Origin of the sequence: Candidatus Tenderia electrophaga, assembly GCA_001447805.1 — a bacterium.
GTDB lineage: Bacteria > Pseudomonadota > Gammaproteobacteria > Tenderiales > Tenderiaceae > Tenderia > Tenderia electrophaga.
The window spans coordinates 1,948,782-1,961,514 of the sequence record CP013099.1; the positions used below are offsets into that span (position 1 = coordinate 1,948,782).

11 protein-coding genes are annotated in these 12,733 nt (G+C 58.6%); 9 read left to right on the forward strand and 2 right to left on the reverse strand.

Going from position 1 to position 12,733, the window contains the following annotated elements:
* The first annotated feature begins 168 nt into the window (after positions 1-168).
* A complete protein-coding gene (locus Tel_08940) occupies positions 169-432 on the forward strand; it encodes a hypothetical protein (protein ALP53270.1) in 264 nt (87 codons plus the stop codon).
* 420 nt (positions 433-852) lie between these two features.
* On the opposite strand, the gene Tel_08945 is transcribed toward Tel_08940, so the two are convergent.
* Complete coding sequence (locus Tel_08945) at positions 853-2,334, reverse strand: hypothetical protein (protein ALP53271.1); 1,482 nt, start codon at positions 2,332-2,334, stop codon at positions 853-855.
* 245 nt (positions 2,335-2,579) lie between these two features.
* Here Tel_08945 and Tel_08950 point away from each other — a divergent pair, with 245 nt between their 5' ends.
* From Tel_08950 to Tel_08965, 4 genes are all read left to right on the forward strand, one after another.
* Complete coding sequence (locus tag Tel_08950; protein ID ALP53272.1) at positions 2,580-3,926, forward strand: malate:quinone oxidoreductase; 1,347 nt, start codon at positions 2,580-2,582, stop codon at positions 3,924-3,926.
* 26 nt (positions 3,927-3,952) lie between these two features.
* Positions 3,953-4,462, forward strand: a complete 510-nt coding sequence (locus Tel_08955) for a hypothetical protein (GenBank protein ID ALP53273.1) — start codon at positions 3,953-3,955, stop codon at positions 4,460-4,462.
* Between the two features lie 67 nt (positions 4,463-4,529).
* On the forward strand, positions 4,530-5,033 hold the full coding sequence (locus Tel_08960) for an alanine acetyltransferase (GenBank protein ID ALP53274.1): 504 nt from the start codon (positions 4,530-4,532) through the stop codon (positions 5,031-5,033).
* 109 nt (positions 5,034-5,142) lie between these two features.
* Positions 5,143-5,442, forward strand: coding sequence for a hypothetical protein (locus Tel_08965; protein ALP53275.1), 300 nt, complete (start codon positions 5,143-5,145; stop codon positions 5,440-5,442).
* A 44-nt stretch (positions 5,443-5,486) separates the two neighbouring features.
* Here the strand turns inward: Tel_08965 and Tel_08970 are convergent, their stop codons facing one another.
* Complete coding sequence (locus Tel_08970; protein ALP53276.1) at positions 5,487-6,260, reverse strand: hypothetical protein; 774 nt, start codon at positions 6,258-6,260, stop codon at positions 5,487-5,489.
* 276 nt (positions 6,261-6,536) lie between these two features.
* Between Tel_08970 and Tel_08975 the strand changes: the two genes are divergently transcribed.
* From Tel_08975 to Tel_08990, 4 genes are read left to right on the forward strand one after another with little or no spacing between them, the layout of a single operon-like run.
* Complete coding sequence (locus tag Tel_08975) at positions 6,537-9,413, forward strand: oxygenase (GenBank protein ALP53277.1); 2,877 nt, start codon at positions 6,537-6,539, stop codon at positions 9,411-9,413.
* 7 nt (positions 9,414-9,420) lie between these two features.
* Positions 9,421-10,740, forward strand: a complete 1,320-nt coding sequence (locus Tel_08980; protein ID ALP53278.1) for a hypothetical protein — start codon at positions 9,421-9,423, stop codon at positions 10,738-10,740.
* 44 nt (positions 10,741-10,784) lie between these two features.
* A complete protein-coding gene (locus Tel_08985) occupies positions 10,785-11,240 on the forward strand; it encodes a hypothetical protein (GenBank protein ALP53279.1) in 456 nt (151 codons plus the stop codon).
* A gap of 2 nt (positions 11,241-11,242) precedes the next feature.
* Entirely contained in the window at positions 11,243-12,733 is a 1,491-nt protein-coding gene (locus Tel_08990) for a hypothetical protein (protein ID ALP53280.1), read from the forward strand.

Genomic DNA, 12,733 nt, shown 5'->3' on the forward strand with positions numbered 1-12,733 from the left:
TAGATTTAAGTAGGTAGGCCTGATTAATTCAGGGGGCGGGGGAATCGAGCGTTAGTCAGAGGTTTTCCTACCGGGTAGGTTGCACATACCGTCCTTATTTTTCCCCGCAGAGCGCGCCTAGCGCTGCCCCCTATCATTTGATGGCAGGTGAACGATATGGAATCGAGATTGCATCCGCGTGAGCATGTTGATCTCAATGTCAGTCTGATCCGACAGGGAAGTGTAATGGCCTTGGCCAAAGCGGTCGATCTTAGCCAGGGCGGGGTGGCCATCGAGCAGCCCAAGGTGCCGCTCAACAAGGGCCAAATACTCGATGTTAACTTGTCCAGATCCGGCCATCCGCGCGGCACCAGCCTGAATGTGCGCGCCATGGTGATTCATTGCAACCATGACCGGGTGGGACTGATGTTTGCTGATCAAGTCCGCTTGTGACACTAAATGCGCTGAGCGGCACTGCCGCTCAGCGTGAGCGCCCACTGGTCTGGATGAGTCGTTATTGAAACGGATCAATAAACGGGCAGATGGCCACGTGATCGCTATTCATTGGGCGGGCGATGGCCATCTTGAGGGCGTCGGCCCCCTGCTGGGCGAAGATGTCATCCACCGTCTCCAGCAGGCGGGCCTGGTCCGGTGACTTCCAGCTGATCATATGAATGCGCCACAAGGGACTGTAATTGGCATCCCTCGGGCCGAGGCCGCAATACCGGGCTGAAAACCCATGGGACCGGTGCCCTGGTGCCGTTTTTGAACTGATACAAATTCACGGCACCGCGCTGTAGCGTTCACTCTAGACCGGCGTGCTGGTAAACACCTCATGCAGACCTTACATGCGTGCGAAATGAATATACGGGCTTAGTCCACCTCGAGTTTGTTGACTACGCGCACCGCGCCGCCCTCTAAGGCATTTTCTGTGGCGGCATCGAATTCGCGCCAGCTCTCCACTTGGCCTTTCAGGGTTACGATTCCCGCATCCACTTGCACCTTGACATCGTCGGCGTCGACGAAGGGGCTCCAGAACAGCTCGTCATTGATATCCGCTCTGATCTCATGGTCGCGTTTACGTGGCGTGATTCTATCCACCGCGTACCAGGGAGAATTATAGATCTCCCAATCATCGACGTAGGGGTTGTAGACCATGGGTTGCGGCGTACCGATCTCGATATCGTTCTGCACATGGATTACACCGGCGACGCGCGCGGCCACGTCTTCGGCGCTGGCCTTCTTGAACACGGTGTCCACCCGGCCGTCGAGATGCGCAGTACCGTCGATCACCCGCACCTCGATCTGGTCGGTTTCAATATGTGCCTGGCCCGCCAGAGCAGCGCGGATTTCGGCGGCGATCAGCGCATCGCTGCGTGGCTGCTCGGTGCGTACCTTGATCAGATTGCTCACCCCAATGACACCGACGGTGTTGCGGGCATCGCGTTCGGCCACCTGTTTCGCCTTAAGGTTGGAGACCTTGCCCTGCAGGGTGACGAAGCCGTCGCGCACGTTGACGTTAATATCATCCACCGCCACCCGCGGGTCATAGCGCAGTGCATCGCGGACGGCCGCTTTCACCTCGACGTCGGGCTTGTCGCTGTACTTGTCCTTGCGCAAATTCGGGTCGCGCGCCCATTCGGCAACCTTGATGGCCTCGCTGTCGACGCTGCGCACGCCACTGACCCAGGCATCTAGACTGGCCTGGCGCTTTTCCGCCGCGCTGCCCACCGTGCCACTCAGCTTGACCTTGGCATCCTCGACCTCGACATTGATCATGGCACTGTCGACCAGCACATTCCAACGCAGCGCCGCCTCAATGTCTTGCTCTATTTCGCGGTCGGCACGCTGTTCCATCTTGGCTACCTTGATGTTGTTCTGCAGTTCCTTGACGCCGGCCACGCCCTTGGCCACCTTGGCTGCCAGCGCGCGTTCCTGCCAGGATTCCGTCTGGCCTTCCAGCACCACCTTGCCCTCGCTGGGCACGCGGGCGGTCACTTCGAAGGATTCGGTGGCGGCATCGGCAAATAAGGCCGCTTGCACGGACTGGCGCAGTTGCCACGGCATGTGGTCCATCACGGGCACCACATCGATTCGGTTATTGACAGCGCGTACGCCCTTGACAGTTTCGGCGATGCGCGCGGCGCGCTCTTTGGAAAGCAGGTCGTTCACCGTACCGGTCAGGGTGACGATACCGTTTTTGCTGTCGATATCGATATTCTGTTCCGGTACCGCCTGATCGAAACGCAGCTCCCGTTCGATACTCATTATCATCTCAGTGGCCGGGATCTCCTGCGCCAGCAGCGCGCTCGACGACAGGGCGGTAAGTGCAATGAAGACACTCGCCGTTAACATTCCAGATGTCCTAAACATGGTGACTCCTTACTTGGTATCGTTGGCTGACTTTGCTCGTCCCGATAGTCACAATGCCAATGCTCGCGGCATGGGGCATTGAAATTGGTCAATTCAGCTCATCGGAGGTGTGTCCCCGCCTCAGCCGTGATAAAAGTAGGGCAATAAACAACAAAAAAGATTGTTGAAGTTTCAAATGCTTTGCCGAAATATGTAAGATTGTTGGTGAATTTTTAGAAGGACCTGATATGCCATCCCGGCACTATGACTTGATCATTATCGGCGGCGGTGTCACCGGCACCGCCCTGTTGCATACCGTGAGCCGTTACACGGACATTGGTAAGATCGCGCTGCTGGAGAAATATGACCGGCCGGCGCGCGTCAATTCCTACGGCAGGAATAACAGTCAGACTCTGCATTGCGGCGATATCGAAACCAATTACTCCTTGGACAAGGCACAGACGGTCAATCGCGCGGCGCGTATGATCGTCAATTATGTCGAAGCCCTGCCTGGCACGGAGGCGAGCAAGATTCTTTATCGTATGCCCAAGATGGCCCTCGGCATCGGCGAGCAGGAGATTGCTGAGCTCGAGCAACGCGCCGAAGAATTCAGTTCGAGTTTTCCGTATATGTCTATGATGGATAAGCATAAGATCGCCGACGTGGAGCCGCGGGTGGCACGCATCGACGGCGGTTTTCGCGCCGAGCCCATTGGGGCCTTCGGCTGCGCGGACGAATACAGCGCCGCCGATTTCGCCGCCCTGTCCCGATCCTTTCTCGAGCGCCTACCCAAACATGCCGGGCGGCAGGTGGATGTGCATTTCAATACCCGGGTGGAGTCCATTCGCAGGCAGGGCGACGGTTTTCATATCAAGACCGGCGCCGAGACCTGGCAGGCCGGCGCCGTGGTGGTAGCCGCCTGCGGCCACAGCCTGTTGTTGGCACAACAGATGGGCTACGGTCTGGAATATTCCTGCCTGCCGGTGGCCGGCAGTTTTTACTTGGCGCCGCAGGTCGTCAATGGCAAGGTCTATACCATTCAGAATAAAAAACTGCCCTTTGCCGCCATTCACGCCGATTATGACTTTCTGGTGGAGGGGCAGACCCGTTTCGGGCCCACGGCCCTGCTGTTGCCCCTGCTGGAACGCTATAATTTGTCCTCCCTGCCCGAGTTCTTGCGCGTGTTGCGTCTCGACACCCGCGTGATCCAGGTGTTCTGGGATCTATTGAAGGACCGCGACATCCGCAATTATATTTTCAAGAACTTTCTCTACGAGGTGCCCTTGCTGCGTAAGCGCCTGTTCCTGCGGGAGGCGCGGCGCATCGTGCCCTCGCTCAAACTCAGCGAGCTGACATATGCCCGCCATTTCGGCGGCGTGCGGCCTCAGCTCATTGATAAGCAGCAACGCAAATTGATGTTGGGTGAAGCCAAGATCGAGCCGGGCAACGGCATTATTTTTAATATGACCCCGTCGCCGGGCGCCAGCAGTTGTCTTGGCAATGCGGAGCAGGATATGCGTGCCGTCGCGGCCTACCTCGGCGCGACGATCAATGAAGATGCCCTGCACACCGAGCTGCACCGTGAAGGTGGTTAAATGTCGGGCCTGGTGAGGTGATTTGAATGAAATATGTACTGGGTTTATTGTGTTCGCTTGCGACCCTTCCCGGCCAGGCCGCCGATTTTCGCTTTCTCGATTTCGGCGATCACTGTCAGGACATCGTGATGCAGGAAAGGGGCATGGGCGCCACATTGGAGTCCAGCGGGCATGGCCGCTACACATTTAGGGGGACGCACTTGCAACACCCGGTGACCATTGCCTACGAATGCCGCAATGAACGCTTTAGCCGCGGTATCTTCGTCTTTGAATTCCATGACTTCGACGCCGCGAAGCGCTTTTTTAACCGGCAAAAGGGCGAATTCATCGCCTTTTACGGCGTGCCCGACCTGGACCAGGGCGCCGCCGGCTATGCTGATTACATGGCGTCCATCGGCTTCGAGATCGAGGATGCGCACCAATATATGTTGGGCTGGGAGTTGCCGGACAAAAACGTCCTGTTCGGTGCCAGTCCTGCGGCGGGTGAAGCGGGACGGGCATTGGTCACCGTCGATATCGCGCCCAGCCAAAAATAGGCGCATAGATTGCCGCCAATCCTCGCCTGAGGGTCTAAAATACAGCCACAACGAGGAGGGTACGCCCATGCATCTGCAAGGTTCGTGTCACTGCGGCAGCGTCCGTTTCGAGTTGGATTCCGCCCACCCATATCCCTACAACCTCTGTTATTGCTCTATTTGTCGCAAGACCGCCGGCGGCGGAGGTTACGCCATCAACCTGGGCGGCGCCTTTGACAGCATGAAGGTCACGGGCAGCGAGCACGTCAGTGTCTATCAGGCCCACCTCCAGGAGGCCCACACCGGGGTGGCGAAACAAAGCCCCGGCCAGCGCCATTTCTGCAGCAACTGCGGCAGTGCCTTATGGGTGTGGGATCCGCGCTGGCCCGAGTTGGTCCATCCATTCGCCTCCGCCATCGATACCGAGCTACCGCGGCCGCCGCAGCGCAGCCACATGATGCTGGCCTCGAAGGCGCCCTGGGTGCAGGTCCGGGCCGAGCCGCAGGATCGGCGCTACGACGGCTACCCGGAAGAATCCCTGGCCCAATGGCACCGGCGTCTGGGGTTGGAAGATAGCGTCCCGGGAGATTGACTACGGCGGCGATATTGCCTTTAATTCAAGCAGAGACATTCACGCAATAGATGATAGGGAGATCATTTTCATGAAAATACGTTATCTAGCCTTGGCCGCAGCTTTATCGTTGGGTGCCGCTTCCAGCGCATGGGCACAGAGCACTTGGACCAGCACCAACACCAATAACACCACCAACACCAACAACAATGTCACCAATGCCCAGAGCTTCGGGACAAATTCGTTTTCATTCTCGTCAGGGAATATGAATATTTCTCAGAGCGGTGCCACCGGCGCCGATTCCAGTGGCTTTTGTCAGTTCTTCAGTTTTTCCTTTGGCATGATGCAGATCGTCCAAATCATCCAGGGCAATTCCTTTAGCCAGGTATTTGGGTCCGCCTCTGACCCGGTGGAAGACCCCTGCCTGTAGTATCCCGCCGCAGTACACCCTGTCGGACGCACGCGATCAGCGTGTCACCCGTCCGACAGGGTTTCTTGTTGCCCCAATTTGGCGCTCAAGCTGTCCAGATAGGTAACAATACGCCGGGCATTCGTACCCACGTCGCTTAGGCCGACACGCGACAGGGAGCGTACATCCACCCGGGAACCGCCTTCGTGCGCCCTAATGCGAACCACCACATCATCCTTGAAACCGAACCAAAACGTGGTATCCGTCGCCTCGATGCGCGTGCTGTCGGCGTCGGCCGCCACGATGTGCCAGCCCATCTCCTGGGCCGTCGCCAATGCGGCTGGAAACACATCTCGGGGCGGTGCCGCGAACACGAGCGGCTGGACCTCGGGATAGGCCTGACGTTGTTGGCGCGCAATCTCCGCGCCGCCGTATGCGCTGGCATTCGGCGCGTCGCGACGTAAGGGCAGCACGGCGTCGAACCGCGGTGGATTAACGGTATCGGTGGTGATGTCGTGAATGCGGGGCACGGCTGCGGCGCGCTGCATCCACAGCAGAGGCGGCGTCAAGGTGGTCGCAGCGATGATGATGCCCAGAAACGCCGGCAGTGTACCGCGCCGGGTCTGGCGCAGCTGCGTGACGTAGAGGGCAATGAGCGCCACTGCCAGTGCGACTGCCGCGATTATCGCCGCCCATTTCAGCAGCGTAAAACCGACGCTGAAATGCCACATGTCCATACGTGTGCCGAGGCCGGACAGGGCGGCCATCAACATGCCGGCGACGGCCAGTACCACGCCGCTCACGGCAAGTTTCGACAAGGGGCGTTGCGGGCTATGCATGGAGTCTCTCCTGCTGCAATGGGCTCATGAAGTTTCGGCGCTTGATTGCCTGTGATGCACCACTCTACAAAGGGAGGGCCCTTTCGGCAACACATCTACGCCGGCTGAGATGTTTTTTATTATCCGATTTCGCTATATATGTATAAAACAATCGCGTAGTTCGTGTGATTGACGAAATTGCGATTGTTGCCTTTACTTAAGTCCGAACCAATACCAATAACAGACGTAGTGAACACGTCAGGGCGGACGCCAAGTCCGAGGACAGGGAGAGTTCACATGATAATCAGAAGCGTTAGCCGTCTGCTACTGGGCCTGCTCGTTGTCTTGAGCGGCTGTTCCACCAGCCCCAAAGAAGAACTCCTCGCCTGTGTCAGTGTGGCGCGCGACGGTTTTCGTCCGGTCGCCGAAACACGTGACCTTCGCTTCGAAGGTAAGGTGCAAGAAGACACCGCCCGTTGTCGCGGCGGTGAAAAGGCAGTGGCTTATCGCGATACCCCGTGGGTGGATTGGCAACATTACTGGGCGGCGGGGGATGCCTCCACACTGTCGCAAATCACTCACGGCGGTCGTCACTTGGGACCCAACGGGCGCGGGATCGACGGCGCCTTGCTGGACCTGGAATACCAGCGCGTCGAACTCATTAAGTTCAATCTGTTCGACAACAGCGGCACCTACGCCGACTATGTGCGCGGCCGCGACGGGGTGCACGGCGCTGCCTTGAAGGTCTGGCCGCAAATGCGACTGGCCGTGGATGATCCTTATTACGCCGCGGTGGGCGGCGAAGGCACGCAGCTATGTGAAGGCGAGTTGATCCGTTTCCGCACCCTCACCGGTATTTGCAACGATATTAAAAATCCCCTGATGGGATCATCCGGCACCCTGTTCGCGCGCAATGTCGAGTTCGAAACTGCATTTCCGGATCTGGGTAAAACCGAACTGGTGCGCAACCGCCACGGCGATCGCCTCGGCCTGTTCAAGCCCGACCCACAGGTCATCAGCCGTAAACTATTCACGCGCGCGCAAAGCAAGCCGGATAAATGCCATGACGGCATGGGACTGGCGGACCACGATCCCACGGCCCACTGCGATTATCAGAAGGCGCCTTTCTTCAACGTATTGGCGGCCTTTTGGATACAGTTCATGACCCATGACTGGTTTTCCCATCTGCATGAAGGGCGCAACGCGGACGCCATGATGGCGGTCGGCTGCACCACGCAGCGTGTCGCTAACGAGGAGCGGGCGCTCACGCCACAGCAGATCGCCGAACTCGGCTGTCGCCCCGGCGACCGCATGGATAAAGGCATGATCGCCCAAACTGACGAACCGCCGACATTCACTGCCCACGGCAAGACCTACCTCGGTCGCGCCCACCAGACCACGGCCAACAATGTGACCGCCTGGTGGGACGCCTCCCAGCTGTATGGCTACAACGAGATTTCTCGCCAACGCGTCAAACGCGACCCGAGCGATCCCGCCAAATTACGGGTCCGTTCGGTCGGCGCGCGCGCCGGCGCCGGTGAACAACAGGGTTACCTGCCACTGTTTGCCGCCGCCGACCCCATCCATCCCCAGTGGACAGGGCAGGAGGCCACCGCCTTCCCCGACAACTGGAGCATCGGACTGAGCTTTTATCACAACCTGTTTGCCCGCGAGCACAATTTGTTCGTCGATGCCTTCCGGCGGCAGGCGGCGCAAACGCCCCAGGCCGATTCCGGCCTGCGCAACCCGGCGCGCCCCGATGCAGTCATTGCTTATCAGGACGTGAGCGACGATGAATTATTCGAAGTGGCGCGTCTGGTGGTGGCTGCCGAGATCGCCAAGATCCACACCATCGAATGGACCCCCCAACTGCTCTACGACGAACCCTTGTACAAGGGCATGAATGCCAACTGGAACGGTCTGTTTGAGAACAGCAAGCTGGTTGGGGCGGCGCTGGAAAAGGTGGTGGTGAACAGCTTCGGCAAGGCCGACGACGCCAAAAAGGCCAATCAATGGTATTCCGTGTTCGCCTCCGGCCCGGGCATAATCGGCTTGGGCAGTCACGTATATCAAGACGACGCCATCTTGTCTGGTTATGATCCGGACAAGACCGACCTGTGGCGTCTGGACAATCCCGACCATGTCAACGGCGGGGTCAACCACTTTGGTTCACCGTTCAATTTTCCCGAGGAGTTCGTCACCGTCTATCGCCTCCACCCGCTGGTGCCGGACCTGCTTGAATACCGCGAGTGGAACCGTGACCCGAACAGGATTCAGGCCAAGGTGCCGGTGGTGGAAACGGTGCGTGGCCAGGCTACCCAGGTCATGGCCGACGGCGGGCTGGCCAACTGGGCGCTGAGTATGGGGCGCCAGCGTCTGGGGCTGCTCACCCTGAAAAACCATCCGCACTTTTTGCAGAATCTGCACCTGCCGCGCTTGGATTCGGACACCGGCCAAATCGACGTGGCGGCATTGGATATTATCCGCGACCGCGAACGCGGCGTGCCACGCTTTAATGAGTTCCGTCGGCAATACGGCCTGCGCCAGCTGACCAGTTTCGATGATTTTATCGATCCGCGCCTGCCCATGAATTCGCCCCAGCGTGTCGAGCAGCAACGCCTGGCCACCTTGCTGCGGGACGTCTACGGCCAGCATCGCTGCGACGCCGCCAAGGTAATCACCCGCGCCCAGCGCAATCCCGACGGCTCCTTGATTACGGATTGCCTCGGCCATCCGGACGGCAGCGTGGTGGACAATATCGAGGATGTGGATACGGTAGTGGGCTGGTTGGCCGAGTTTCCCCGGCCGCACGGCTTCGCCATCTCCGAGACCCAATTCCAGGTGTTTATCCTCAACGCCTCGCGGCGCCTGTTCAGCGATCGTTTCTTTACCTCCAGTTTCCGACCCGAGTTCTACAGTTATCTCGGTATCGACTGGGTCAATAATAACGGGCCGGACGGCAAGGTGATGGAGCGGGGCAGACCCAACGGTCACGAGACGGAGGTCTCGCCCCTCAAGCGCGTACTGTTACGCACTACACCCGAGCTGGCGCCGGAGCTGGAATACGTGGTGAATGCCTTCGACCCATGGGCCCGAGATCGGGGTGCCTATTATTCATTGGCCTGGACACCCAGGCCGGGAGCAGAAAACGATGCCGCCTTCAGTCAGCCTTAAACACTCCATGGCCGCCACGGCGGTCATACCGACCGTGTCCCTGTGGCACAGCGTGGTCTATAACGTGATGCATGTGTTGCCCGCGTATAGCCGGGGTTTGTTCACGCCCAACAAATTCTGGACCGGGTTATGGGATCGCCTGCAACCTGATCCTGCGGCGGTGAAGTTTGTCAGCCGCCTGCGCAAGAAGTATCACAGCGATTATCTTTATATACATGTGTTGACCAAAAAGTCCTTGCTGGTGCTGGACCCGGACGGTATCAGGCACGTGCTGGACCATTCTCCCGATATCTACGCCGATGCCAAGTTGAAACGCAAGGGGATGTCGCATTTTCAGCCTGACGCCGTGACTATCTCGCGCGGCGAGGCCTGGCGCGATCGGCGGCGCTTCAACGAAAGCGTGCTGGATTCCGGCCAGGCCCTGCATCGCCATGCCGATCAATTTCTCGACATCATCAACGGCGAAACCCGGCATGTGTTGCAATCAAAGCAACTGAAATGGTCGGATTGGGCCGACCTGTTTGACCAGATCACCCTACAGGTGATCTTCGGTAAGGGCATTCGCGACAATACATCCTTGCAGGCCCTGCGTCAGCTGATGCGCCAGAGCAATCGTGGCTTTGGATTGGATAAATCCAGTCAGTTCGACGCCTTTTATGACAATATCCAGCGCCGCCGTGAAAGCGCGCCCGATACCTCCTTGGCAGGCCTGTGCAAGCACGCCCCGGTGACTGAGGTCACTAAACCGGATAATCAGATCCCACACTGGATGTTCGCCATGGCCGATACCCTGGCGATCAATACCGCCCGTGCCCTGGCCTTGATTACGAGCCATAGCGAAGCCGAGCAGGCGGTGCGGGAGGAAATGGCCGCTACGCGGCTAAACACCGCGGCGGCTGTCCGCAGTCTGACCTATCTGCGGGGCTGTGTGCAGGAGGCCATGCGTTTGTGGCCCACCACGCCCACCTTGGTGCGCGAAACCTTACAAGACGACCGACTCGGCGGTGCGCCGGTGGCCAAAGGCACACAGGTGCTCATACTCAACAGCTTCAATCACCGCGACCGGGAACAACTGGATTTCGCCGACCGCTTTGAACCGCAACGCTGGCAGCAGGGCGACAGTATAAATTATCGTTTCAATCATCTCAGTAACGGAGCTCAGGTATGTGCCGGCAAGGAATTGGCCCTGTTTATGGCCACCGCCGTGTTGGCCAAGTTGCTGGCCACGCATCGTTTTGCGCTGCAACGGCCGATGCTGGATCGGCGTAAACCGCTGCCTTACCTGTATAACCATTTCAAGCTGAGTTTTTCTATCAGGCCTATATAGCCGTGAAAACAAACGCGTGGCGAATTAAACCGGGAGGTAACAGGGTGCATCCAAGCGTGGCCAAATTCCTGGAGATGTCGCAGGCGGAACTGGACGAGATTTACAAGGGCGCCATTGCCGGTGTGGTGCCCGACGGTAATACCCGCGGCACCGCCATTGTCGGCGGCAGCTTGCTCGCTAAACTCTACGCCCGTGTTGCCAACCTGTTTTTTTGGCAAGGCAAGGTGTTCGATATTTTCTGTCCGCCGGATCAGGGTATCCTAATTAATAAGGTCACGCCCTTCAGTCTTACGTTCGTCATTGCCAAGGTATATAAGCAGGCCAGTTGGCTGGATGGCGCCGAGACCATTGTCATCGATTATTCCACCACCTCGTTCTTCGCCAAAAAGGTGCGCGACGAAATCCGCCAGGTTGAGCCCGGCGTCTATTTGGGCAAGGTGTGGTGGGGTAAAAAGCGCATCCTGGATTTCGCCCTGGAAGTGATCGCAGAACGGCCGTGACGATGAAGCCGGCCAGACTGGATAAGGCGCGACGCTGGTTATATCTCCTGTTGGTGCTGCCTACACTGTTGATGTTGGTGTTCGCACTCTATCTCTGGGGCCGATTTGGCGGCGACCGGCCGGTGGAGTACGCCGATCCGGCGGAGCACTTCAAATACGGCTCCACCGGCGGCGAGCGTGAATCGGGCTTTCCGTATTGGGTCTTTCAGGCCTTGCCCCATGTCTGTGCCCAGCACCTGCCCGGCGCCGGTTATGCATCCTTGGGCATGATCTTCGAAGCGGGCAAGCGTCTGCCGGTAGGTATGTCCATGCGCCATCACCTGGGCTTGGAACGGGTGTTCCTGAACTGCGCCGTCTGCCACACCAGCACAGTGCGCGACACGCCGGCCTCAGAAGCCAGGCTCTATCTGGCCATGCCCGCCAATCGTTTCAATGTCATGGCCTTCGAAGACTTCTTTTTTAACTGTGCCAAGGATGAAAAATTCAGCAAGGCGCATATTATTCCCCAGGTGCGGCATTTGCTGCAGCAGCAGGGTGAAGACCTCGATTTGCTGGAACGCTATGTGGTGTATCCCTTGGCGGTCTGGATTATGCGCGAACGCCTGCTGATGCTGGCCGGCCGGTTTGAATGGGCACAGCACCAGCATGACTGGGGACCGGGGCGGGTCGACACCTTCAATGTGGCCAAGGTGCTGTTTAACTTTCCCATGGAGCAACTGGCCGAGCACGAGCAGAACGCCCCGGCGGATTTTCCCTCGATATGGAATCAGGCGCCGCGCCAGGGTATGCAACTGCATTGGGACGGTAACAACACGCTGCTGGCGGAGCGCGACAAGAGCGCCGCCTTCGGCACCGGTACCACGCCGCCCACCCTGGATGTGGACGCCGTCGGGCGGGTGGAGCAATGGCTGATGCAAAAACAGGCGCCGCCCTATCCGTACGCCATCGATCAGGCCGCGGCCGAACACGGCGCCGCGATCTATCAAGAATATTGTGCTGATTGCCACGGCGCCGGCCCCCGTGATTTCAGCGGTGCGTATGTGGGCAAGGTCACGCCTATCGAGGCAATCGGCACCGACCGTCACCGACTCGACAGCTACAGCTATGCGCTGGCCGTCAATCAGGCCACCCTGTACGCCGGCTATCCCTGGCGCTTCAGCCATTTCCGCAAGACCTTCGGTTACGCCAACATGCCGCTGGACGGCATCTGGCTGCGCGCGCCGTATTTGCACAACGGTTCGGTGCCGAGCTTGCGTGATCTATTGGAACCGGCGGCGCAGCGCCCGGCGGTATTTTATCGCGGTTACGACGTCTACGATCAGACGCGGGTGGGGTTTGTGAACGATGTGGCCAGTGAAAACGGCATGTCGTACTTTCGCTATGACACCGCCGTACCCGGCAACTCCAATCACGGTCACGAAGGCCCGGCCTATGGCACCAATCTGGCGGCGCAAGACAAACAGGCCTTGGTGGAATATCTCAAGACGTTTTAG

Bases quoted from the DNA above. Each gene is read 5' to 3' on its own strand.
- Tel_08960 (ALP53274.1), top strand. From the start codon at position 4,530: ATGCATCTGCAAGGTTCGTGTCACTGCGGCAGCGTCCGTTTCGAGTTG.
- Tel_08990 (ALP53280.1), top strand. From the start codon at position 11,243: ATGAAGCCGGCCAGACTGGATAAGGCGCGACGCTGGTTATATCTCCTG.
- Tel_08955 (ALP53273.1), top strand. From the start codon at position 3,953: ATGAAATATGTACTGGGTTTATTGTGTTCGCTTGCGACCCTTCCCGGC.
- Tel_08950 (ALP53272.1), top strand. From the start codon at position 2,580: ATGCCATCCCGGCACTATGACTTGATCATTATCGGCGGCGGTGTCACC.
- Tel_08945 (ALP53271.1), bottom strand. From the start codon at position 2,334: ATGTTAACGGCGAGTGTCTTCATTGCACTTACCGCCCTGTCGTCGAGC.
- Tel_08980 (ALP53278.1), top strand. From the start codon at position 9,421: ATGGCCGCCACGGCGGTCATACCGACCGTGTCCCTGTGGCACAGCGTG.
- Tel_08975 (ALP53277.1), top strand. From the start codon at position 6,537: ATGATAATCAGAAGCGTTAGCCGTCTGCTACTGGGCCTGCTCGTTGTC.
- Tel_08970 (ALP53276.1), bottom strand. From the start codon at position 6,260: ATGCATAGCCCGCAACGCCCCTTGTCGAAACTTGCCGTGAGCGGCGTG.